At 65.5% G+C, this 22,370-nt stretch carries 20 protein-coding genes and 1 pseudogene; 11 read left to right on the top strand and 10 right to left on the bottom strand.

What is annotated here, in order from left to right; all coding sequences use genetic code 11:
* The 9 genes from AWB83_RS06320 to AWB83_RS06280 form a co-directional block, all read right to left on the bottom strand.
* On the bottom strand, positions 1–212 hold a 212-nt coding region (locus AWB83_RS06320), incomplete at its 3' end, for an isocitrate/isopropylmalate family dehydrogenase (protein WP_244197600.1).
* A 96-nt stretch (positions 213–308) separates the two neighbouring features.
* Positions 309–806: an Lrp/AsnC family transcriptional regulator gene (locus AWB83_RS06315; protein ID WP_087043412.1), complete on the bottom strand. Its 498-nt coding sequence runs from the start codon at positions 804–806 to the stop codon at positions 309–311.
* A gap of 43 nt (positions 807–849) precedes the next feature.
* Positions 850–2,259: an aspartate aminotransferase family protein gene (locus AWB83_RS06310; RefSeq protein ID WP_087043411.1), complete on the bottom strand. Its 1,410-nt coding sequence runs from the start codon at positions 2,257–2,259 to the stop codon at positions 850–852.
* A gap of 154 nt (positions 2,260–2,413) precedes the next feature.
* Positions 2,414–3,340 (bottom strand): 2-hydroxyacid dehydrogenase, encoded by a 927-nt coding sequence (locus tag AWB83_RS06305; RefSeq protein ID WP_087043410.1) that lies wholly within the window; start codon positions 3,338–3,340, stop codon positions 2,414–2,416.
* Positions 3,341–3,344: 4 nt separating this feature from the next.
* Positions 3,345–4,217 carry a GNAT family N-acetyltransferase gene (locus AWB83_RS06300; protein WP_087043450.1) on the bottom strand — a complete coding sequence of 291 codons (873 nt, stop codon included), beginning with the start codon at positions 4,215–4,217 and terminating at the stop codon, positions 3,345–3,347.
* Positions 4,218–4,300: 83 nt separating this feature from the next.
* The gene (locus AWB83_RS06295; RefSeq protein ID WP_087043409.1) at positions 4,301–5,389 is read right to left on the bottom strand and encodes a porin; all 1,089 of its coding nucleotides are present in this window, start codon (positions 5,387–5,389) and stop codon (positions 4,301–4,303) included.
* 57 nt (positions 5,390–5,446) lie between these two features.
* Positions 5,447–6,166 carry a sulfite exporter TauE/SafE family protein gene (locus tag AWB83_RS06290; protein ID WP_087043449.1) on the bottom strand — a complete coding sequence of 240 codons (720 nt, stop codon included), beginning with the start codon at positions 6,164–6,166 and terminating at the stop codon, positions 5,447–5,449.
* Between the two features lie 7 nt (positions 6,167–6,173).
* Positions 6,174–7,592 (bottom strand): amidohydrolase family protein, encoded by a 1,419-nt coding sequence (locus tag AWB83_RS06285; protein ID WP_087043408.1) that lies wholly within the window; start codon positions 7,590–7,592, stop codon positions 6,174–6,176.
* Between the two features lie 9 nt (positions 7,593–7,601).
* Positions 7,602–8,978, bottom strand: coding sequence for a uracil-xanthine permease family protein (locus tag AWB83_RS06280; RefSeq protein WP_087043407.1), 1,377 nt, complete (start codon positions 8,976–8,978; stop codon positions 7,602–7,604).
* A gap of 268 nt (positions 8,979–9,246) precedes the next feature.
* Between AWB83_RS06280 and AWB83_RS06275 the strand changes: the two genes are divergently transcribed.
* The 10 genes and pseudogenes from AWB83_RS06275 to AWB83_RS06225 all read left to right on the top strand — a co-directional run bounded on the left by AWB83_RS06275 (position 9,247) and on the right by AWB83_RS06225 (position 20,841).
* A complete protein-coding gene (locus AWB83_RS06275) occupies positions 9,247–10,284 on the top strand; it encodes a LacI family DNA-binding transcriptional regulator (RefSeq protein WP_087043406.1) in 1,038 nt (345 codons plus the stop codon).
* Positions 10,285–10,286: 2 nt separating this feature from the next.
* Positions 10,287–10,523: a hypothetical protein gene (locus AWB83_RS06270; RefSeq protein WP_087043405.1), complete on the top strand. Its 237-nt coding sequence runs from the start codon at positions 10,287–10,289 to the stop codon at positions 10,521–10,523.
* Positions 10,524–10,793: 270 nt separating this feature from the next.
* The gene (locus AWB83_RS06265; protein ID WP_159463019.1) at positions 10,794–11,153 is read left to right on the top strand and encodes a TetR family transcriptional regulator C-terminal domain-containing protein; all 360 of its coding nucleotides are present in this window, start codon (positions 10,794–10,796) and stop codon (positions 11,151–11,153) included.
* A 560-nt stretch (positions 11,154–11,713) separates the two neighbouring features.
* On the top strand, positions 11,714–12,790 hold the full coding sequence (gene tauA, locus AWB83_RS06260; protein ID WP_087043403.1) for a taurine ABC transporter substrate-binding protein: 1,077 nt from the start codon (positions 11,714–11,716) through the stop codon (positions 12,788–12,790).
* Positions 12,791–12,846: 56 nt separating this feature from the next.
* Positions 12,847–13,665: a taurine ABC transporter ATP-binding protein gene (locus tag AWB83_RS06255; protein ID WP_087043402.1), complete on the top strand. Its 819-nt coding sequence runs from the start codon at positions 12,847–12,849 to the stop codon at positions 13,663–13,665.
* Complete coding sequence (locus AWB83_RS06250) at positions 13,658–14,563, top strand: ABC transporter permease subunit (RefSeq protein WP_087043448.1); 906 nt, start codon at positions 13,658–13,660, stop codon at positions 14,561–14,563. Before AWB83_RS06255 ends, AWB83_RS06250 begins: the two co-directional genes overlap by 8 nt.
* Before the next feature lie 622 nt (positions 14,564–15,185).
* Positions 15,186–15,722 (top strand): annotated as a pseudogene (locus tag AWB83_RS06245) (ATP-grasp domain-containing protein); the annotation flags it as partial.
* 404 nt (positions 15,723–16,126) lie between these two features.
* The gene (locus AWB83_RS06235; RefSeq protein WP_087043401.1) at positions 16,127–17,515 is read left to right on the top strand and encodes a 2-hydroxycarboxylate transporter family protein; all 1,389 of its coding nucleotides are present in this window, start codon (positions 16,127–16,129) and stop codon (positions 17,513–17,515) included.
* Between the two features lie 85 nt (positions 17,516–17,600).
* The gene (locus AWB83_RS06230) at positions 17,601–19,490 is read left to right on the top strand and encodes a sensor histidine kinase (RefSeq protein ID WP_087043400.1); all 1,890 of its coding nucleotides are present in this window, start codon (positions 17,601–17,603) and stop codon (positions 19,488–19,490) included.
* Entirely contained in the window at positions 19,468–20,841 is a 1,374-nt protein-coding gene (locus tag AWB83_RS06225; protein WP_087043447.1) for a sigma-54-dependent transcriptional regulator, read from the top strand. The genes AWB83_RS06230 and AWB83_RS06225 overlap by 23 nt, the downstream gene beginning before the upstream one ends.
* A 51-nt stretch (positions 20,842–20,892) precedes the next feature.
* On the opposite strand, the gene AWB83_RS37110 is transcribed toward AWB83_RS06225, so the two are convergent.
* Positions 20,893–21,180: a CppA family protein gene (locus AWB83_RS37110; RefSeq protein WP_087043446.1), complete on the bottom strand. Its 288-nt coding sequence runs from the start codon at positions 21,178–21,180 to the stop codon at positions 20,893–20,895.
* A 406-nt stretch (positions 21,181–21,586) separates the two neighbouring features.
* On the opposite strand from AWB83_RS37110, the gene AWB83_RS06215 reads away from it, so the two are divergent.
* Positions 21,587–22,348, top strand: coding sequence for an enoyl-CoA hydratase/isomerase family protein (locus AWB83_RS06215; RefSeq protein WP_087043399.1), 762 nt, complete (start codon positions 21,587–21,589; stop codon positions 22,346–22,348).
* Positions 22,349–22,370 lie beyond the last annotated feature (22 nt).

Here is a 22,370-nt window from a genome sequence, read left to right as displayed (position 1 = left end):
GCATCGGCATCCTGGATCTGCGTCTTCCAGTCGTCGGGCATCATCTGGCCGTGCTGCGCGTAGTAGTCGCAGCTCGCACAGTCGATATGCCGATACTCCAGCGCGATGCCGAAGCGCTTGCCGACGGCGTCGAGCGCGCGCAATGCTTCAGGCATCACTTCCTTGCCGATGCCGTCGCCGGGAATCACGGCAATACGATATTTGCTGGACATGTTGCTACTCCGCTAGAGAATGATCGACGAGAAAAAGCACGCGCGTGCCTGAAGCGCGTGCGTGCGTTCGAATGGAAAGAGAAAGAGGCGCTCGCCTCAGTGATGATTCTGCGAGAAGAGCGTTTCGAGCGGATAGTGCGTCTTCACGAACGACGTCTTGATGATCACGTAGCTGAAGTACTTCTCGATGCCGATGCCGCGCTCCAGCAGCCCCTCGATGATGCTCTGATAATGGCTCACGCTGCGCGTGACGAACTTGAGCAGATAGTCGTAGCCGCCGCTCGCCAGATGGCATTCGACGATCTCGTCGACATCCTTCACCGCATTGACGAAGTTGATGAAGTCCTCGCGGCGATGGTCGGCGAGCGTGACTTCGGTGAAGACCACCTGCACGTCGCCGAGCTTCTCCAGCTGAATCTGCGCGCCGTAGCCGACGATATAACCCGCCTTCTCCAGCCGCTTCACGCGAATCAGGCAAGGGCTGGGCGACAGACCGACCGCATCGGCGAGCTCCACGTTCGTGATGCGCCCGCGCTTCTGCAATTGAGAGAGGATACGCAGATCGAGTCGGTCCAGCTTGCTGTCGTTGCTCATCGTGGCGGGTCTGGTCTTGCATGTCGGCGGTCGGTCGATGTTATCACGCGGCCGCGCGGGAACTGAATCCGGATCCGCCCTTCAACGCCGCGCGCACTTCGCCTTGCGCGAGCACGTCATCGAGCGTTTTCGCGAGGCGCTCGAACATCATGTCGAAGTTCGCTTCGGTATAGCAGAGCGCCGGCGCGAAGCCGAGGATGTTGTCGCCAAACGCGCGGAACACGAGGCCATTGCGATACGCGGCAGCGGCGATGCGGTCCGGCAGCTTGAGAGACGCATCGAAGCCGCGCTTGCTGTCCTTGTCCGCGACGAGCTCGAGCGCGCCGAGCAGGCCGCGATGGCGCGAGTCGCCAACGAGCGGATGCGCGAGCAGCGCATCGAGTCCCTGGGCGAAGCGCGGCGCCTGCGCCTGGCCGTTCGCGAGCAGGCCGCCTTCGTGATACAGCCGCATCACTTCGAGGCCGATGGCCGCGCTCACCGGATGCGCCGAATACGTGTAGCCGTGACCGATCGCGGCAAACACCTCGCCGCCGTCCGCGATGCCCTGATACAGCGCATCCGACATGAGCACGGCGCCCATCGGCGCGTAGCCCGCGGTGAGGCCCTTCGCGACCGTCATCAGATCCGGCTCGACGCCTTCGCCCTGGCACGCGAAGAGCGGCCCGGTGCGGCCGAAGCCGGTGATCACTTCGTCGGCGACGAACAGGATGTCGAGCTTGCGGCATGCTTCGCGCATTGCCTTCAACCAGCCGACGGGCGGCACGATCACGCCGCCCGACCCCTGAATCGGCTCGCAGAAGAACGCTGCGACGTTGTCCGGGCCGAGTTCCGCGACCTTCGCGTCGAGCGCCTGCACCGAAGCCGAGATGAGCGCGGCATCGTCGGCGTAGTCGCTGCGATAGGCATACGGCGACGGAATGTGATGCTGCGTGGCGAGCGGCAGATCGAAGTTGCGATGGAACGCGGGCAGGGCGGTCAGCCCCGCGCCGATCGACGACGAACCGTGATAGCCGCGTTGCAGCGCGATGAAATGCTTCTTCGACGGACGGCCCGTCGCGTTGTAGTAATGCGTGATGAAGCGCAGCGCGGAATCGACGGCGTCCGAGCCGCCGAGCGTGAAGTACACGTGCTGCAGCGACGCGGGCGTGACTTCGACGAGCTTCGCCGCCAGTTCGATGGCGGGCTCCGAGCCGAAGTGGAAGTAGCCCGTGGCGTATGGCAATTTCGCCATCTGCTTCGCGGCGGCCTCGACGATGCTCGCGTGGCCGTAGCCCGTGTTTACGCACCAGAGGCCGGAAAACGCGTCGAGCAACCGGTTGCCTTCGATGTCGCTCAGGAACACGCCGTCGGCGGAATCGAGCACGGTGACGCCGCGCGCCTCGTGCGCGCGATAGCTGACGACGGGATGAATCAGATGATTGCGGTCGGACTCGACAAGCGATTGAATCGGCATGATGCGGCTCTCTCTTGGGAATGGGCTCGTGACCGTTTCATACTATCGGCAGAGCGCGATTGCCCGCATCGCCAAAAAAATCGCCAAAAAGCGCAAACGCGGCGTTTTGCGGGGACCTCGCGGCATTTTGTGCTGCAAGGTCCGCAAGACGGGTTCAATAGCCGCGCGCACGGTCGATTTCGCCGATCATGCGCTCGCCCGCGCGATGCCGGCGCAGATTCTCCAGCACCACGTCCACGGCGGTTTCAGGGCGCGTGGCGCTCGCGATATGCGGCGTCAGGCGCACGCGCGGATGAGTCCAGAACGGATGCGTCGGCGGCAAGGGCTCGGGATCGGCGACATCCAGAATCGCGGCATGGAGCCGGCCGCTGTCGAGCGCGTTCAGCAGATCCTGCTGGATCACCTGTGGGCCGCGGCCGACGTTGATGAACGATGCGCCTTTCGGCAGCGTGTCGAACACGCGCTTGCCGATGAGGCCGCGCGTCGCTTCGGTGAGCGGCAGCAGGCAGACGAGGATATCGGTGCGCGCGAGAAAGGCATCGAGCGAATCGGTGCCCGCGTAGCATTCGACGTCTTCGATTTCATGCGGCGAGCGGCTCCAGCCCGCGCACGGGAAGCCGAACATGCGCAGCGTTTTCAGCACGGCCGTGCCGAGCATGCCGAGGCCGAGCACGCCGATGCGCCGGGTCGACGCGGCGCGCACGGGCATTTCGCGCCATACGCGCTCGCGCTGAGCAAGCGCGTAATCGAAGAGGTCGCGATGAATCGTGAGCACTGCCTGCGTCACATACTCGACCATGCCTTCGACGATGCCCGGCTCGATCATGCGCGCCACCGCGACGTGCGCGGGCACGCCCGACAAGTCGAATTGATCGATCCCCGCGCCCACCGAGAAGATCACTTCGAGATTGGGCAGCGTTTGCATGACATCGGCCGGTGGCTGCCACGCGGCGAGATAGCGCACGGAGGCGGGATCGCCGAGATCGGGCCACAGGCGGAACGGGATTCCCGGCGCTTTCCGCGCGAACAACTGCGCCCACAGTTTGCCGCGCTCGGGATCGGCTTTATAGAGAATCGTCATGGGATCAGCACAGCGCCTGGTTGATGATGGCGAATTGCGCGACGGAGGCGTCGTGCGGGAGCGTGCCATTGCGCGCCATCTTGATGACCGTGTCGACGCGCCGCAGCCCGATTGCTTCGAGCCACGCAGACAGGCCGCTCTCGTCCGGCGTGTCGATGCGCGTGAACCTGCCTTCGTTATGCGCGAGCCAATGCGCGATCATCGCCCGGGCGCGGCGCGTGGAGTCCTGATCCGTGGTAACCGAGACGACCGGGCCGATCGCGTGACCACGCCCGAATTCCCTGATGAGCGCGAAGCCGAGCACTTCGCGATCGCGTTCGAGCACGACGCCTTGCGCGACGCTCGAGAGCGCGGGCAGCAGCGCGCTTCGGTCGAGACCGCTGGCACGCGATGCGAGATCGACCAGGCCGGCAATGTCGCCCGGTGCGATTGCACGCAGGTGTTCGCCCGTCTTCAATTCGATGCGAGGCACGCTGAAATCAGCCGACTGATGCTGATGAATCGCGCCAATGCGCCTGAACCCGAGCTTTGCATAAAGCGGCTCGCCGGCGGGCGTCGCGTGCAACACGGTGACGCGCTCGCCGAGCGCTTCGAGCAGCAATTCCATCAGCTTGCGGCCGATGCCTTTGCCCTGTTGATCCGGCGCCACGATCACCATGCCGAGCGATCCGCCGTGCGCGCCATACTTCCAGTACAGCGCCGTGCCGACGACACGTTCGCCATCCTGCGCGACGAAGCCGGCGCCGGCATCGAGCACGAAGCGCCAGTCATCGGCGCGATGCGGCCATTTGACTTCGACCGACAGCGCGTGCGCCACGGGGATGTCGCCGGCGGTGAAGGGGCGGTAGAGGAGAGTGGATGTTTCGGCGGCGGACACGGCATGCTCCACGTCAGAGAATGCGAGCTACTTTGACACGCCGCCCGGAAGGCGGATAGGACGATCCTGCTGCGTCGGGCAGCTCAAAACAGGTGATGAATCCCCGCCAGCACGACCGTCTGCCGATTCGACGACGACGGCCCGATCCCGAGCGTATTCGCCAGCGCGCCCTGAGAGGCCTGTTCGACCATGACATCGGCGTAAAGCTGCGTGAGCTTCGACAGCGCATAGACGTTCGCGATCGTCACCTGTGTCCAGCGGTGTCCCGCAAGCGTGGTGGTCCACGCGCCCGCGCCGATCATATAGGCAGGCGTGACCTGAAAGTTCGCGCCGCCGTCGATCGCGCGGTAGTTCTCCGAGCGCCCGCGCGATTCGATGCGAACCTGCGTCAGCACCGCATGCAACTGCACGCGCCCGATCTGAAAGCTTCCACCGATGCCCGCGTTCCTCACGCTGTCCGCGACGAAGGGGGCCGCCGCCGTCAAGGCGACGCCTTCGAAGCTCGTCAGTCCGAGCCCGCCCGCAAGATTCAACGCACGGTCGTGGTACTCCGAATATGCAGCCGCGAGATTGAGCGGCCCGTATCCATAGGTCGCGCCGAAACTGATGGTCCGGCCCGTCGTGCTGCTCGACTGGTTCGTGAAGCCGTACATCGCGCCGACGGTCACGCCCGCGATGTTCCGGCTGCGAAACTTGACCGTGTTCGACAGCTCGACCGGCACGGTATTGCCCAATCCGTCGACATTGCCCGGATGAAACGCGGAGAAGTCGCCGAGCGCCTGCGCGTTGGACAACGGCCCGAGCATCTCGAAGTGAAAGTCCGTCTGACGTCCGAGCGTGACCGTGCCGAAGCGGCTCTCGCTCAAGCCGACATACGCCTGCCGATTGAACAGCGTGCCCGCGCTCGACATCGCGCCGCTGATCGTCGAAAAGCCGGACTCCAGCTTGAACACGGTCTTCAGCCCGCCGCCGAGATCCTCGACGCCGGTCAGGCCCCAGCGATCGGCCTGCAGCGTGCCTTGCTCCGCGATGTAGGCGTGTGCGCCGCGCAGATTGCTCACGTAGCCGATGCCCGCATCCAGACTGCCGTACAGCGTGGCGCTGCTTTGCGCGTGGACGTCGGCCGCCATGGTCAGCGTCGAAAGGGCGAGCGCAACCAGACTCTTGTTCATGAGGGTCTCTCGTTCTTGACGGAAAGGGAATGAGCCGGCAGGACGCCGGCGCTCACATCACGACGCCAGCGTCTGATACAGAATGGCCGCGCCCGAAACGATGGCGAACGCCATCACGCTGATGCGCAACACGCGCGCGTTGAGCCGCTGATGCACATGCTGGCTGACAAACGCGCCGACGATCACCGGCGGCACGAGAAACAGGGCAGACATGAACTTCTCGCCGGTGATCTGTCCCGTCGCGCTCAGCATCACGAGGGAAAGCGCCTCGCCGATGGCAAAGCACAGCGCGATGGTCGAGCGCAGCTTCGGCGCGCCATAGTGCTGGAAGACCATCGCGAGCGCGGGGCCGCCGATGCCCGTCGCCGTTTCGGTGATGCCCGTCACCGCGCCCGCCGCCATCAGCGCGTTGCGGCCCGGCATGAAACTCGGCGCGCACAGCGTCGCGGCGGCGGCGGCGATCGTCGATGCGCCGATGAACAGGTTCAGGTCATGCGCCGAGATGCGCGAGATGATCCATACGCCCGCTACCGCCCCCGCCGTTCTGCCGATAGTGATCCATAACGTGCCCTTCGAATCGAGCGCGGGACGCTCGCGCCAGGCGAGATAGACGTTGAGCGGCAGCATCAGGATCAGTAGCGATACGGGTAGCAGACCCGGCTCGATCAGCCCGATCACGGGCGCGCAGATCAACGCGAAGCCGACGCCGACCGCGCCTTGAATGAACGCGGCAATCGAAACGGTGGCGGCGAGCACTGCAAAGATGGTGAGACTCACGGGCAACTCACTCTACGGTTGGAAGGGTTGTGCGGGTCAGGGGCTGAAGCGTTGGCGCAACGTGCACGCGCTGAATCGGCGCCTGCGCGACGACTTCGCGCGCGACTTCATCGACTTCCCTGAGGAACGCATGCGCGTCCCAGTCGGTCGGCCAGCCTTGCCACAAGCGCAGCTTTCCGGCGACGAAGACGGCGTCGATCTGACTGCGGTTGGCGAGTCGCACCAGTTCCCATGTCAGGTCCCACGATGGCCGCATCTCCGGCACGTCGAGATCGACGAGCAGAAAATCGGCGGCTTTGCCTTGCGCGATCTCGCCGATGCGCGCGCTCAGCCGCAACGCATCCGCGCCGCCGCGCAATGCGCGATCGAGCCACAATTCGCCCGCGCCGCACGACGAATCGCCGGTGGCGAGGCCGAACGCGAAGCGCTGCGCGGTCTCGGCCGCATCGACGAGACGGAATGCGTCGCTGCGCGTGCCGTCCGTGCCCAGGCCGAAGCGGATGCCGAGCGCGGCCATCTGCAAGGCGGGCGCGACCGCGTTGCCTTTCCACGAACTCGCGACCGGGTTGTAGCTGACGGCCGCGCCCGTTCTCGCGAGCAAGTTGAGCTCGGACGGCGTGACGAGCGTCGCATGCGCGATCAAGGTTTGCGGGCCGAGCGCGCCCGCATGGTGCAGATGCTCGATCGGCCGCATCTTGCGCCGCACGATCGAGCGCTCGACCGAGGCCAGATGCTCGTTCGCATGCGTCTGGAACACCGCGCCCGCATCGGCGCACATCGCGGCGGCGGCCTGCAGCATGCCGTCCGATCCGGCTTCGGGAACCGAAACGGCCAGCGACGGATGCACGAGCGCATGGCCGTCCCAGCGCGCCAGATGCCGCTGTGCGCGTGCGACGATGGCGGCGCGCGCGCGGGCATCGATGTCGTCGGCGAGATCGTTGCAGATGAGGCCGAGCACGCAGCGCACGCCGACTTCCTGCGTCGCCGATGCGATCGTCGATGCATCGCCGCTCGCGCGCGTGCCGGCATCGCAGACCGTGGTGAAGCCGCCGCGCAGCGCTTCGAGCGCGGCGAGCCTGGCGGACAGATAGACGAGGTTCTCGTCGAGACAGTTCTCGAGCGGCACCCAGATCCGCCGATAGATCTCCGACGGCTCGCCGAACGCGAGCGCCTTGCCGAACGATTGCGTCAGATGATGATGCGCATCGATGAAGCCCGGCATGACGAGCTTGTCGGGTAGCGAGAGCGGCGTGAGATGCGGATATTGGGCGACGAGTTCATCGGCGGGGCCGACCGCGGCGAACTTGCCGTTCGATACGACGACGGCGTGATCGCTTTGCGGGCCGTCCGCGAGCAGCACCCAGGCGGGAAGCAGCAGGAGCGCGTCGGCTTGCAGTTCGGCGGGCGTGAGCGGGGAATTCTTCATGATCGATTTTCAGTGGCAGGAGTGGTTGTCGTTGATGGCGGCTTCGAGATGCGCGGCGGGGTCGGCGGCATCGCGCGTGCGCCAATGCAGATGGAGATGCTCGAACAGCATGTTGACGATGACGGCGGTGAGCGCGCCCATCGCGAGACCGTTGCCGAGCACGACCTGCAGCGCCGCTGGAAAGCGGCTGTAGACGCCGGGGACGACGATCGGCAGCACGCCCATCGTCAGCGCGGCGGCGAGCGTGTACATGTTGGCGCGCGAGCGGAGATCGACCTGACGCAGCAGGTTGACGCCCATCACGCCGATGATCGAGAACACGATCAGCGCCGTGCCGCCGACGACGGCTGCGGGAATCGCATTGGCGAGGCGTCCCAGTGGCGCGAGCAGCGCGATGATCACGAGCAGCACGCCCGCCGTCGCGGTGACGAAGCGCGAGCGCACGCCCGTCGCCTGCACGATGCCGATGTTCTCGCTGCTCGTGATGATGAGCGACGTGCCGAACAGGCCGCCGAGCACCGACATGGCCGCATCGCCGCGAATGGTCTTGGGCACTTCCACTTGCGCATCGATCGGCTTGCCGACCACTTCGGCGATCGCGACCGTCTGGCCGGTGGCTTCGGCCATCGAGATCACGCTGAAGATCAGCAGCGGCAACGCCGCGACGATGTCGAAGCGCGGCATGCCGAAGGGCAGCGGCGTGGGCACGGTGACGATCGGGCCGGACCAGACGTCGGCGAAGCTCATCTGTCCGAGCGTCCACGCGAGCGCGCAGCCTGCGAGCAGGCCGAGCAGCACGGCCAGTTGCCCCAGCATGCCCTTGAAGAGCTTCGCGAAGAGCACCGTGAAGCCGACCGTCGCGAGCGCGAGACCGATGCCGAGCGGACTCGCGAACTCGGCCGTTCCCGGCCTGCCGACGATCACCACGCCGTATATCCGGATCAGATTGATGGCGACGAGGATCAGCATCGTGCCGATCACGATGCGCGGAAAGAACCGCAGACAGCGCGCGAAGACCGGCAGCAGCAGGAAGTAGACGAGACCGGTGAGTATCGTCGCGCCCACGGCGGTCTGGAGATTCGTCTGCTGCGCGATCAGCACGAACAGCACGACCGGCGCGCCGCCCGGCACCATGATGAACGGCAGGCGCGCGCCGAATTTGAGCGGCCCGAACGACTGCAACAGCGTGCCGAGCCCGCAGACGAGAAACGTCGCGCTGATCAGGTCGATGGTCAGCGCGGATGACAGCCCCAACGCCTTCGCCACGAGGAACACCGCCGTGATCGGCGACGCCGCCACGACGAGCACATGCTGCAAACCGAACAAGACGAGCTTCGCGAGCGGCAGGCGCTCGTCGACAGCGTGAATCGGCGGATGGTGGACCATGACGGTTTGTCTCCTGTAAGCCGTGCAGGCGGCCGTTCGCCCGAGCGGCGGTTCTGATATCCCAAATCGATTTGGGATGGCGGTAATAAAAACGGGCTGTCGCCCCAAATCGATTTGCTATCGTAGAATGATGCGTCATCTCCGGATTGTCAAGCCGGAAAAATTATTGGTTTCGTGTTCGCGATAGGCGGTATTTCGTCGGGGAAAGGCGGCGAGAAGGCGTGAGAAAATCCAGCATCGCAGCGTGAGAAACTTGAAAACAACCAACATGCAAAGCCCAGCGCCGACCAAGCCGCGGCCGACCATCGCCGACGTCGCGCGCGCCGCGGGTGTATCGACGACGACCGTCTCCCATGCGCTCAACGACAAGGGTTACGTCGACCCGCAGACGCGCGAGCGTGTGAAGGAAACGGCGCGCGCGCTCGGCTATCGTCCGAGCGTGCGCGCGCAACGGCTGCGCACCGGCGAAGCGCATACCATCGCGCTGATTTCGTCGATGCCCTTCGAGATCGCGGGCGGCGCGTCGCGGCTCGGCTTTCTGATGGAAGTTGCCGCTGTCGCCGCCGCTGCCGCGCTCACGCGCGGGCTCGCGCTCGTGCTGGTGCCGCCGATGATGGCGGGACGTCTGCCGCTGGAGCAGCTCGACATCGACGGCGCAATCGTCATCGAGCCGACCGCGGACGACGCCAACGTTGCGCATCTGCAGGAGCGCGGCCTGCCGGTGGTTTGCCTCGGCCGCCAGACGGGCAACGATGCCGTCCCTTACGTGGATGTCCATTCGTCGGCGACCACGGAACTGCTGCTGAACCATTTGCGCGAGCAGGGCAGCATGAAGATCGCCTTGCTGATCGGCGCGCAGCAGCGCAACTCGTATATCGAGGCGCGGGACGCGTATGCGCGGTTCTGCGCGACGCACGGCATGACGCCCTTGATCGCCGTCGCGGACGAGTCGGGCGGCGAGGATGCGGGGCGAGACGCGTGCGCTTCCTTGCTCGACGAACATCCCGACGTGGACGGCCTGTGCGCGCTCGTCGATGCGTTCGCCGTCGGTGCGGTTCGAGCTATCGGGCAACTCGGCAGGCGCATACCGGATGACATCAAGGTCGTCACGCGCTACGACGGCACGCGCGCGCGCAGCTGTCGCCCGCCGCTTACCGCCGTCGATCTGCATCTGGACGACATGGCGTCGCAGGCGGTCGAGCTGCTGTTCGCGCATCTCGCGGGCAAGGGCGGCGCGCGGACCGTCGCGCCTCCGCTGCCGGAACTGGTGCCGCGGGAGTCGTCCGGAGCCGGGGCCGCGGACTGAACGTGGTTTGCTCCGTCCTGGTTCGCCGCCCGGTCGATACGGCGCAAGGTCGCGGCACGATCGCAGACGGCGACCATGCCGACTGCAAGAACGGCAATGCGAAGGCCGAATCCGCATTCCCGGCAAGAAAGGACTCCATACGCTTCGCCAGTTTTGTTGGCGGCATCCACCGCATTGTCACGAGCACGGGCATCGTGCAGACGCCGCCGACATCCGCTTCGGGCACGGCGCACACGTGACAAGTGAGGCAACGAACGACATGTCCCCATGCGCCAGAATGCCTCGCTGACAACCTCCCGATGGACCAACCGAGGAAAGACTCAGTGGCGCAAAACGGCCAGCCAAAAATCGAACGAACGCGCACCGAGGTGATGGACGCTATTCGCGACGCCGCCATCGCGGAGTTCGCGTCTTCTCGTTCGAGCAGCCCTTGCGCTCGCGCATCTTCGCGAATGAGATGATGCTCGGCGCGCGGGCCTGACGCCCATGATGAGCCGCCCGCCCATGCGGTGGAGTGCATCAATCGCTGGATCGAGCAGGGACTCATGCGCCCGCTCGACCCCATGCTCCTGATGATGAGCATCTGGTCGCTCACGCAGTACTTCGCGGACTTCGAATATCAGGCGCGCTACATGTTGCGTGTGAAGGAGGGGCTTCCGCTCGATCGCGCGTACACCATCGACGAGGTGACGACCTTCGTCATGCTCGGCTGGGGAGTTCCCTCACGGACTGAAGGGCCGTCCGCCTTCCTTGCGCGATGCATCACGCGGTCGGACGACCGCTCAAGTGCTGCCGATATCGCGCCTTCGCTTCAAACGCTGAAGACGCCCGTTCACGAACCTCTATCTGCAGGACCGGCGTGCCGATGATTCGCCGCGCAGCAGAGGGATCGCACCATTGCGCGAGGCGAACGGGCTGGGCGTGAAAGTCGCGCTCGCGTCCGACAACCATCGCGAGCTGGATCCTCCACATCGGGAACCGCGATTCAGCCATTGCTGAGCGTCCGTGTCGCGGAGCTGCGCGACCTGGCGAGAACAACGGTCCCGCGCGCGACATTCGCCGACGTCGACGGAGGCTCGTACGACGATTGCGTCGGCAACCCACGCTTGCCACCGCCATCTCTCGGGCGTCACGCCTGCGCTGAAGTTTCCCCCGGCACGCAATGGCGACGCGGCTGAGAACGCGCCCGGTTTGCATCTCACGCCATCGGCCACGCTTCCTCGATGTCGAGCCCGATCCGCCCGTCTCCCGGGATCCGGGAACAGGTGGAATGTGGACTCAACGATCGTTGCCATCTGGCACTACCGTCGCCGATTTTTAGCTATGGATACTGGGTCGTCGCTCCGTCGAGCGCGCGGCGGGCCTGCACCCAGCTTGGGCACGCCGTACGCGCCGGCGTGCCCGACTTCCAATCTCTCCAGGAACCGTCATGAAAACGATATGCGCTTCTGGCTTCACTTCCCTGCTCGGCAAATTGTTTCGCCGCGTCGGGGCGGCTCGCGCGCTGGCCACAGTCACGATTGCCTTTTTCGCATGGAGCGTCGCACAGACCAGCCACGCCGAGGACAAGGAAGTGACGATCGCGTACCAGCAGATCGTCGACCCATGGCTCGTCGGAATCGCGGACGGCTCGATCGAGAAGGCGACCGGCTACAAGATCAACTGGCGCCAGTTCGAATCCGGCGCGAAGGTGGCGACCGCGATGGCCTCGGGTGACGTGAAAATCGGCGTGATCGGGTCGAGCCCGCTCGCCGCGGCGGTGAGCCAGGGCGTCGACGCCCAGCTCTTCTGGATTCTCGACAACATCAACGAAGCCGAGGCGATGGTCGTGCGCAACGGCTCCGGCATCAGCAAGCCAGCCGACCTCAAGGGAAAGACCATCGGCGTGCCGTTCGTCTCGACGACGCACTACCACACGATGTTCGCCCTGCAGCATTGGGGCATCGATCCGTCGTCGGTGAAGATCCTCAACATGCAGCCGAACCAGATCGTCGCGGCGTGGGAGCGCGGCGACATCGACGCGGCCTACGTATGGGACCCGGCGCTCGCGCAGCTCAAAAAGAGCGGCAAGGTGCTGATCACGTCGGGCGATCTGTCGAAGCTCGGCAAGCCGACTTTCGACGGCATCGCGGTCGATCGGGAATGGGGCGCGGCGCACAAGGACTTCATGGCCAGGTTCGTCAAGGCGATCGCCGATCTCGATCAGAAGTACCGCAACGATCCGTCGAAGTGGAACGCGCAGTCGCGCGAGGCGGCGGCGATCGCGAAGACGATCGGCGGCACGTCGGCCGAGGTGCCGGGCTCGCTTGCGCTCTACGGTTATCCGTCCGCGTCGGAGCAGGCGTCGAATCAGTGGCTGGGCGGCGGCGCATCGAGCCGCGCGGCATTCGCGCTAAAGGACACATCGAACTTCCTGAAGGAGCAAAAGCGCGTCAACACCGTGCTGCCGGACTATTCTAAATATGTCACCGCCGAGTATGTCGAAGCGGCCGAGAAACTGAAGTAATCGCAAGCCGGGCGCGGGCTCGCGCGCCGTCGCCTGTTCCGGGTCCGGGAGGACATATGGGGTGCATGAAGGTCAACAACGTCAGTGTGATGTTTCCCGGGCGGCGTCCGGGTGAGCGCGTGCATGCGCTCGATGGCATCGACCTGACGATCGGCGACGGCGAGTTCGTCGTCGCGCTCGGCGCATCGGGCTGTGGAAAGACGACGCTGCTCTCGCTCATGGCGGGCTTCATCGCACCGTCGTCGGGCGAGATGCTGCTCAACGGCACGCCGGTAGAAGGACCGGGCGCGGATCGCGGCGTGGTGTTCCAGAAGCACGCGCTGCTGCCGTGGCTGAACGTGCTCGACAACGCCGCTTTCGGTCTGAAGCTGCAAGGCATGCGGCGCGCCGAGCGCGAGGAAATCGCGAAGCGCAATCTGGCGCTGGTCGGCCTGCAGGATTTCCACCGGCACATGATCTATCAGTTGTCGGGCGGCATGCAGCAGCGCGTCGGGATCGCGCGGGCGCTGAGCTGCGATCCGGCGATGCTGCTGATGGACGAGCCGATGGCCGCGCTCGACGCGCTCACGCGCGAGACCATCCAGGAGCTGCTGCTCGACGTCTGGCAGCGCACGCAAAAGATGTTCTTCTTCATCACGCACAGCGTCGAGGAAGCGCTTTTTCTCGCGAGCCGCCTGATCGTGATGTCGCCGCGTCCGGGCCGCATCACGCATACCTACGAGCTCGATTTCAACCGCCGCTTTCTCACGACCCGCGATGCGCGCGCGATCAAGTCCAGCCCGGATTTCATCGAAATGCGCGAGCGGGTGCTCGGCATCATTTATGGCGACGAGCGCGCCGCGCATCGCTCCGACGAGGAGGTTCACCATGCGTAAACGCGCATCGCTGGCCGGGTCCGGAACCGTGATCGAGGGAGACGCCGGCGCATGGCGGCCGCCGCCGCAGAAACCCGCGAGACAGTCGAAAAAGAAGCCGGTGAAGCCGGGCGACACCTTCGGCGTGCCAGGCTACGGCAGCAGCCTGGTCACGAGCCTCGTCACGGTCCTGGTGCTGGTGGGCGGGTGGTTCCTCATCACGAGCATGCACTGGGTCAAGCCGCTTTTTCTGCCCTCGCCGCAGGCGGTCTACGCGAAGTTCATCTCGGTGGCGAGCGAGGGCTTCGCGAGCTCGACCCTTGCCGAGCACACGGTCGCGAGCCTCTTGCGAGTGTTCGGCGCGTTCGCGCTCGCGTGCGTGACGGCGATTCCGATCGGCGTGATGATGGGGGTCTCGCGTTTCGCGCGCGGTGTGTTCGATCCGCCGATCGAGTTCTACCGGCCGCTGCCGCCGCTCGCCTATCTGCCGCTCATCATCATCTGGTTCGGCATCGGCGAGTTTTCCAAGGTGTTCCTGATCTATCTGGCGATCTTCGCGCCGCTCGCGATTGCCGCGCGCGCCGGCGTGCGCTCGGTGTCGATCGAGCAGATCCACGCAGCCTATTCGATGGGCGCGACGCGTCGCCAGGTCGTCACGCACGTGATTCTCAAGTCGGCGCTGCCGGAGATCTTCACGGGCATGCGCATCGGCATCGGCGTCGGCTGGACCACGCTCGTCGCGGCGGAAATGGTCGCGTCGACGCGCGGGCTCGGCTTCATGGTGCTCAACGCGGCCGAGTTTCTGGCGAGCGACGTGGTGATCATGGGCATCATCGTGATCGGCTTCTTCGCGCTGTGCTTCGATGTGCTGATGCGCTATCTGGAGAAGAAGCTGGTGCCGTGGAAGGGAAGAGTGTAAGCGTGCAAGGCGGAGCTCGCGCTCCGCCGTCGTCGCGTGCACTCGAACCCGTCACTTGTCTGCCGCGACGCCCGCCGGTGATCCGGCGCGTGCGCTCGCGCGCCAACCCGCTGTTCGGCGCATCGTCGTGAATCCACGCGATGCCCAAGCCGGCCGGCGCCTCGCCAGCCCGGCGTCACCGTCAGTCGCCGGACTGGCCGAAAGCTCAGTCATCGAACGTGGCCCGATTCTGAAATTTAAGAACGAGGCGGCCATATCCCTTCCGGGGATCATAAAAATATCAATTAAATCAGAGATGTAGAAATTCGTCTTCCGTAGCGCGCATTGGCATGGCCCTTGCCTTAATAACGGCCATAGACCCGTCGCGGACCTCGCGACAGGGCCAGCCAGACGGCCATCACCGGCCGCCCATACGGAGACGACGCCATGCCCCTGCCATTGCTCGAGCGCGAATCGGCGCCTCGCTAGCGGACCCCTCCCGCTTTTTCCTGTCACGCATCGCAGACCAGCCGCTTGCAAGCGGCGAGGGAAGCGCGCGCGTGTCGATCAGCACGGCACGCGCCGCCCCGCGCGCGGATGCCGGACCACTGCCCCTTCAAGAAGCAATCCGCAAGGAGACGATATGCAAGTCACCGGTATGTTGTACGGCTCGCAGCTGCTGCAGTTCGGCGGCTTTCCGACCGCCGAAGTGCTCGGTCCCGACGCCAGCGAGGAACAGATCAAGGCGCTGATCGACCGCCACGGCTCGGTGTTCGTGAAGCCGATGTTCAAGGGCGGTGTCGGCAAGAAAGGCAAGGCCGGGCTGGTCGGACGCGCGAGCGATTTGCGCACGGCGCTGAAGGAAAAGGAGCGGCTCTACTTCGCGGAGCATCTGCACGGAAACCAGTATTCGAAGGCGAACGGGGTGACGTTCGAAGGCGCGGTGCCCGCCGAGCACGAGGTGTATTTCTCGATCACCGATTCCACGCGCTTTCGCGCCCCGACCATGACGCTCACGCATCACGGCGGCATGGACATCGAGGAGCTCGACCCGGGCATGATCGCGCAGGTGCCGTTCGATCCGCTCACGGGCCTGAAGGCGCCGAAGGAGATCATCTCGCCGCTCGTGCAGCATTTGCCGAAGCTGTGGGAGCTCTATCACAACTTCGGCATGACCACGCGCTTCGAGGCGCGCGGCGAATTCAACGTCTTTCACGACTGCTACCGCGCGCTGGTGCAGGCGCTGTACGACGAGAACGTGACGCGCAACGTGTTCGCGGTCAATGTCGACGCGGTGATCGCATCGGTGCTGCTCAAGATGCTGTGGACGCGCCATCGCGAGGGCGCCTTCGGCGAGAAGGCGCTGGAGACGGCCGCATTCACGGTGTTCCTGTATGGCCGCATGATCGGCTGCGTGGCCGAGATCGACGACCACCTCAATCGCGGACGCGACATGGATACGCGCACGCCGCAGTCGAACGTGCGGTTCGTCGCCTGACCCTGTCCGCTCGTCCGGACCGACACACAACCAGGGGCCGGGGCGATACGCCGCCGGCCGCACATAGCAAGGAGACATTCGTGCACATGACATCCCACACCGCGCCGCATGCACAGGCGCAGCGCGCGCCGGACGAGAGCGAATCCTCGGCGCAACTGGCCGAGCCGACGAAGAAGGAACGCTTCTGGCCGGAGGGCTGGTGGAAACTGATGGAGACGCGCATCGGCATCATTCCGCTGCCCGTGTATGTGCTGCTGCTCGGGCTGATCGCGGGCTTCGCGGTGACCGGCAAGGTGCCGGGCGAGATCTCGATGGCGATCGCGGTGCTCGCGTTCTTCGGCTTCACCTGCGCCGAGATCGGCAAGCGCATGCCGCTCGTGCGCAACATCGGCGCCGCGGCGATCTTCGCGACCTTCATTCCGTCGGCGCTCACCTATTACCATTTGCTGCCCAAGCCGATCCTGCACCTGACGACCGAGTTCACGAAGCAGACGAACTTCCTTTACCTGTTCATCGCCTCGATCATCGTCGGCAGCATCTTGAGCATGGACCGGCGCGTGCTGATCCGGGGCTTCGTGAAGATCTTCATTCCGCTCGCGCTCGGCTCGGTGGCCGCCGCGATCGTGGGCACGCTCACGGGCACGGCGCTCGGCCTGGGCGCGCGGCACACCTTGCTCTACATCGTCGTGCCGATCATGGCGGGCGGCGTGGGCGAGGGCGCGATTCCGTTGTCGGTGGGCTATTCGGAGATCATGCATCTGCCGCAGGGCGAACTGTTCGCGCAGGTGTTGCCGCCGGTGATGCTGGGCAGCCTGACGGCGATCGTGCTGTCGGGGGCGCTCGACATGCTGGGCCGGCGCTTTCCGCACCTGACCGGGCAGGGGCGGCTGCAGGTGGGCGAGCAGGACGAGATGGACCCCGTGCAGGACGAGATTCGCGGGCACATGGACGTGACGCATATCGCGGCAGCCGGGATCACGGCGATCACGCTGTATCTGCTGGGGCTGATGTGCCGCAACCTGTTCGGCCTGCCGGCGCCGGTGGCGATGTTGTTCCTGGCGGTGCTGGTGAAGCTGGCGCGGGCGGTGTCGCCGCAATTGCAGGAGGGCGCCTTCGTCGTCTACAAGTTCTTCTCGACGGCGGTGACGTATCCGTTGCTGTTCGCGATCGGCGTGGCGATGACGCCGTGGGACAAGCTGATGGCCGCGTTCACGGTGGCAAACATCGTGACGATCGTGGTCACGGTGGCGACCCTGATGGGGACGGGTTTCGTGGTGGGACGCCTGATGAAGATGTACCCTATCGACACGGCGATCGTGAACGCATGCCATAGCGGCCAGGGCGGCACGGGAGACGTGGCGATCCTCACCGCGGCGAACCGCATGACGCTGATGCCCTTTGCGCAGATCGCGACGCGTATCGGCGGCGCGATCATGGTGACCGTGACGCTGCTGGTGCTGGCGCATTTCGGGTGAGAAGGAAGGCGCAAGCAGAAGGCAGCCGGGCCGCCCCGAGCCCAACCCTCGTTCAGATCCAGTGGAACAGATCCGTAAAACAGGCATGACGATAAGGGGCATCCCCCTGTGGGCTTGGGTCGCGACGGCGGTGCTTTATTTCGCCGCGGCGGCCGCCTCCATGGAGATAGCGTGGCAGCGCGCGCTGGATGCGCTGACCGAAGCAGGTACGCACCGGCTGGACCTCTACGCGGCGAGCCTGGAGAGCGAACTGGGGCGCTACGAGATCCTGCCGGCGATCGCGTCGCGCCAGGACAGCATCGAGGCGCTGCTGCAAGCGCCGCCCGACGCGAGGCACACGCTGCTGCCCTCCGTGAACGGCTATCTGGAAGCCGTGAACAAGGACGCGGGCAGCGTCGCCGTGGACGTCATCGACCTGAGCGGCACGGTCATCGCCGCGAGCAACTGGAACCAGCCGCTGACCTTCGTCGGAACGAACGTCGCGTATCGTCCGTATTTCAGGGACGCGCTGTCGAACGGCCGTGGCCGCTTCTTCGGCATCGGCACCAACACGGGCGAGCCGGGCCTGTACTTCGCGTGCGTGGTGCGCAGCGAGCAGAAGGTGCTCGGCGCCACGGCGGTCAAGATCAGCGTCGATCCGCTGGAATCCGCCTGGCGAGCGCCGAACGAAGCCGCCATGGTGATCGACGGCAACGGCGTGGTCGTCATCTCGACGGTGCCGGCGTGGAAGTTCACCGCGCTCGCGCCCATCGACGCGCAAAAGCAGCAGCAGATCCAGGCCTCGCGCCAGTACGCGGGCCGCAAGGTCGAAGCCCTGGCCTACCAAAGACTCGACGACTGGCGCAACGGCGCGTGGTTCGCGCGCCTGCCCGACTGGTCGCATCCCGGCCGCGAGCGCCGGTATCTCGCCATGTCGCGCAGCGCGCCGCAGGCGGGCGATTCGATCATGGTGATCCTCGATCTCTCGGCGGCGCGGCGTCAGCAGCAGATCGCGCTCGCGTTCGTGACGGGCGCGTTCCTGATCGCGTGCCTCTATGGCCTCTACGCCGCGCAGCGCCGCCGCGTGATCGCGGAGCGGCTCAGGGCGCAGGATGCCCTGCAACGCGCCAACGACCGGCTCGAAGCCACCGTGCAGCAGCGCACGGCCGCCCTCGTGCTCGCCAACGAGCGCATGCAGGAAGAGATCGACGAGCGCGCCCGCACCGAGCAGAGGCTGCGCGATTCGCAGCAGGAGCTCGTGCACGCGGGCAAGCTCGCCGTGCTCGGGCAGATGGCGGCCGGCCTCGCGCATGAATTCAATCAGCCGCTCGTCGCCATCCGCACACTGTGCGACAACGCGCGCACGTTCTTCGAGCGCAATCAGCCCGCGCCCGCCTTCGCCAATCTCGAGCGCGTCGCGAAGCTCATCGACAGCACGGCGGTCCTGACCGCCGAGTTGAAAGCCTTCGCGAGAAAACCCGAAACGCAAACCGTCCCGGTCCCGCTCGGAGATGCGGTTTCGCACGCCCTGCTCATCCACGAGGCGCGCATCCGGGACCACGATGTTCGGCTCACTGTCGACATCGCGCCGGACGCGGTCGTGGCGGCCGAGCCGGGCGCGCTGCAGCAGGTGATCGTCAACCTGCTCGGCAATGCGCTCGATGCGCTCGCCGGCCGCGAGGCGGGCCGCATCCGCATCGAAGCGCGCCGGGCGGCCGACCCGGCCCGCGTGATCTTCTCGATCGCCGACAACGGTCCCGGCATCGACCCGCATGTGCTCGCGCATCTGTTCGAGCCGTTCGTCACGACCAAGCCGCGCGGGCAGGGCCTCGGCCTCGGGCTCGCGATCACTTCGCGTATCGTCGAAGGCTTCGGAGCCAGAATCTCGGCCGCCAATCCCGAGGGCGGCGGCGCACAATTCACAATCGACTTCGCAGCGGCGAACGGCGGGACAGGGACCGATGGAGAAACAGATGAACAAACAGCCGGACGATGAAATCCGCGTGGTGGTGGTCGAGGACGACGAGAACGTGCGCCTGGGCGTCGAGCAGGCGATGGCGCTCGCGGGCTTTGCCGTGGAAGCGCATGCGTCTGCGGCGAAAGCGCTCGCCGCAGCCGTGCCCGGCGCGCCGGTGGTGTTCGTCTCGGACCTGCGCATGCCGGGCATGGACGGCATGCAATTGCTCGAGCGCGTGCTCGCCGTCGATGCGCAGATTCCCGTCGTCCTCATCAGCGGCCATGCGGACATCTCGACCGCCGTCGGGGCGATGCGCGTGGGCGCGTATGACTTCATCGAAAAGCCGTTTTCCTCGGAGCATATCGTGGGACGCGTCGCGCGAGCGGTCGAGAAGCGCCGTCTCACGCTGGAGGTCGAGGGCCTGCGCGCCGCGCTTCACAACTGGCGAGGCATCGAGGCGCTCGTGCTCGGGAAGTCGCCGGCCATCGCCGAGGTGCGCAAGAAGATCATGCGGCTCGCGGATACTGCGGTGTCGGTGCTCATTACGGGCGAGACCGGCACCGGCAAGGAGTTGATCGCGCGGGCGCTGCACGATTATGGCGGCCGGCGTGAGCATCATTTCGTCGCGCTCAATTGCGGCGGCCTGCCCGAGCAGTTGTTCGAGAGCGAGCTTTTCGGGCACGAGGCGGGCGCGTTCACGGGAGCGACCAGGAACCGCATCGGCAAGATCGAATGGGCCGATGGCGGCACGCTCTTTCTCGACGAGATCGAGACCATGCCCATCGCGCTGCAGATCAAGCTGCTGCGCGTGCTGCAGGAGCGACGCGTGGAGCGCCTCGGCACGAACGATTCGACCGCCGTCGACTGCCGGGTGATCGCGGCCTCGAAGGCGGATCTAGCCGCGCTCTCCGCGGACGGGCGTTTTCGCGCCGACCTGCTCTACCGGCTCAACGTCGCGCTGATCGACCTGCCGCCCCTGCGCGAACGGCGCGAGGACGTACCGCTGCTGTTCGAGCATTTCGTGCTTGCGGCCGCGCGCCGCTTCGGACAGCCCGCGCCGATCGTAACGGCCGCGCAGGTATCGGAGCTGACGACGCATCAATGGCCCGGCAACGTGCGCGAGTTGCAGAACGTGGCGGACCGCTTCGTGCTCGGGCTCGCCGGCGACCAGCTGATACCGTCGGGCGACCGGCCGCGCGGCAGCGGATCGCTCGGCGATCAGCTCGCGCAGTTCGAGCGCATGCTGATCGAGGACATGCTGCGTCGCCATCACGGCAACGTGAGTTCGGCAAGCGACGAACTCGGCATGCCGCGCAAGACGCTGTATCACAAGCTTCGGCAGTTCAAGATTCCGGCGAAGGACGCACCGGCGGGGCGTGAAGCGGATTGACCGGTAGAAGACTCCGGCCTCGAGCGCGCCTGAATGAAACCGCGGTCACCGTCAACGCGCGGCGCCGAGTGCCGTGACAGTCGGTCCTGTCCGCGCGGCGAGGATGCTTCGGATGGTCGCCAGAGACTGTTCGGCAATTGGGCTTAGCGTTTGACGGCGCGGTGCCGAAAATGCCGGCATCCTGACGCCCAGCTGCCTGCAAACGGCGGAGAGATAGGGCTTCCCGGGTCTGGCACACCGTTCGGCGGCGGCTGCAACGGCCGCGTCGCCGACATGCCGACGCAGCCATTCGAGCGTCCGGCGGTCGCGTTCGTTATGGACTCTGATCAAGTGCTCCATCATCGCCTCCGATTACTGTATATATACACAGTACTGTCAATATATACAGCAAACCGGAGAATGACAAGCTTTGCCGCCTGGGCGAAGCCGCTTGCGGCAACCTGCTCAGCCAGGGCCAGCGCACAGTCCGAAATTCCTCACGGTGCGGAGAGAATCCTGCGCTGCTGAATCGGGACCATCCTTCCGGCCGATCGCCCCGCGCTTGCGTTGTGACGCACCCCTCACCAATCCTGGGCAGTCCTCCCGACGGCACGAATAGTCCGGCGGCGGTTCACATCTCCAACTCCGCCTCGCCGCTCATCCGCTCTTCCCGATACCAGTCCGTCTTCCGCGTAAACCCGCTTGCACCATATTTTTGATGTGTCTATATTGCAATACACCATCAACTATCGGAATGCGATAAGAAATGAGCGAAGACGTCCTGTTCTCGAACCACGGCCGCGTCGCGGTCATTACCCTGAATCGTCCGGAGCGCCTGAACGCGTGGACCACGCCGATGCGCGAGAAGATCATCGCGGCGCTCGACCGCTTCAACGCCGACGACGAAGTAGCCGCGATCATCATGACGGGCGCCGGCAACCGCGCGTTCTCGGCGGGGCAGGACCTGTCGGAGGCGCACGATTTCGACGGCGAGCGCGCGGTCGCGTGGGTCAAGGAATGGCAGCGCTACTACGCGGCGCTGCGCAACCTGAAGAAGCCGCTCGTGATGGCGCTCAACGGCACGGCGGCGGGTTCGGCGTTTCAGGTCGCGCTGCTCGGCGATATCCGCGTCGGGCATCCGGGCGTGCGCATGGGGCAGCCGGAAATCAACGCGGGCATCGCCAGCACGACCGGCCCGTGGATCATGAACTCGATGCTCGGCATGTCGCGCACCATCGAGCTCACGCTCACCGGCCGTCTGATGGACGCGGAAGAGTGTCATCACATCGGGCTCATTCATCACCTCGTCGACGAAGACAAGGTGTTCGAGAAGGCGTTGGAAATCGCCACCGAGCTCGCCGCCAAGCCGCCCGTCGCGATGCGCCTGGACAAGCAGCGTTTCCGCGAAATGACAGAGCAGGGGTTCGTCGACTGCATCGAAGCGGGCATGCGCATTCAGCGCGAAGCGTACGACTCCGGCGAACCCGCGCGGATGATGGAAGAGTTCTTCAGCAAGCGCGCCAAATAAGCGAAACCACGTCGAACCCGAG

Origin of the sequence: Caballeronia ptereochthonis, from assembly GCF_001545075.1 — a bacterium.
Taxonomy (GTDB): Bacteria; Pseudomonadota; Gammaproteobacteria; order Burkholderiales; family Burkholderiaceae; genus Caballeronia; species Caballeronia ptereochthonis.
This window is presented reverse-complemented; position numbering and strand designations above follow the sequence as displayed.

Bases quoted from the DNA above. Each gene is read 5' to 3' on its own strand.
- AWB83_RS06235 (WP_087043401.1), top strand. From the start codon at position 16,127: ATGACATCCCACACCGCGCCGCATGCACAGGCGCAGCGCGCGCCGGAC.
- AWB83_RS06310 (WP_087043411.1), bottom strand. From the start codon at position 2,259: ATGCCGATTCAATCGCTTGTCGAGTCCGACCGCAATCATCTGATTCAT.
- AWB83_RS06255 (WP_087043402.1), top strand. From the start codon at position 12,847: ATGGGGTGCATGAAGGTCAACAACGTCAGTGTGATGTTTCCCGGGCGG.
- tauA (WP_087043403.1), top strand. From the start codon at position 11,714: ATGAAAACGATATGCGCTTCTGGCTTCACTTCCCTGCTCGGCAAATTG.
- AWB83_RS06295 (WP_087043409.1), bottom strand. From the start codon at position 5,389: ATGAACAAGAGTCTGGTTGCGCTCGCCCTTTCGACGCTGACCATGGCG.
- AWB83_RS06285 (WP_087043408.1), bottom strand. From the start codon at position 7,592: ATGAAGAATTCCCCGCTCACGCCCGCCGAACTGCAAGCCGACGCGCTC.
- AWB83_RS06225 (WP_087043447.1), top strand. From the start codon at position 19,468: ATGAACAAACAGCCGGACGATGAAATCCGCGTGGTGGTGGTCGAGGAC.
- AWB83_RS37110 (WP_087043446.1), bottom strand. From the start codon at position 21,180: ATGGAGCACTTGATCAGAGTCCATAACGAACGCGACCGCCGGACGCTC.
- AWB83_RS06230 (WP_087043400.1), top strand. From the start codon at position 17,601: ATGACGATAAGGGGCATCCCCCTGTGGGCTTGGGTCGCGACGGCGGTG.
- AWB83_RS06275 (WP_087043406.1), top strand. From the start codon at position 9,247: ATGCAAAGCCCAGCGCCGACCAAGCCGCGGCCGACCATCGCCGACGTC.
- AWB83_RS06215 (WP_087043399.1), top strand. From the start codon at position 21,587: ATGAGCGAAGACGTCCTGTTCTCGAACCACGGCCGCGTCGCGGTCATT.
- AWB83_RS06315 (WP_087043412.1), bottom strand. From the start codon at position 806: ATGAGCAACGACAGCAAGCTGGACCGACTCGATCTGCGTATCCTCTCT.
- AWB83_RS06250 (WP_087043448.1), top strand. From the start codon at position 13,658: ATGCGTAAACGCGCATCGCTGGCCGGGTCCGGAACCGTGATCGAGGGA.
- AWB83_RS06280 (WP_087043407.1), bottom strand. From the start codon at position 8,978: ATGGTCCACCATCCGCCGATTCACGCTGTCGACGAGCGCCTGCCGCTC.
- AWB83_RS06305 (WP_087043410.1), bottom strand. From the start codon at position 3,340: ATGACGATTCTCTATAAAGCCGATCCCGAGCGCGGCAAACTGTGGGCG.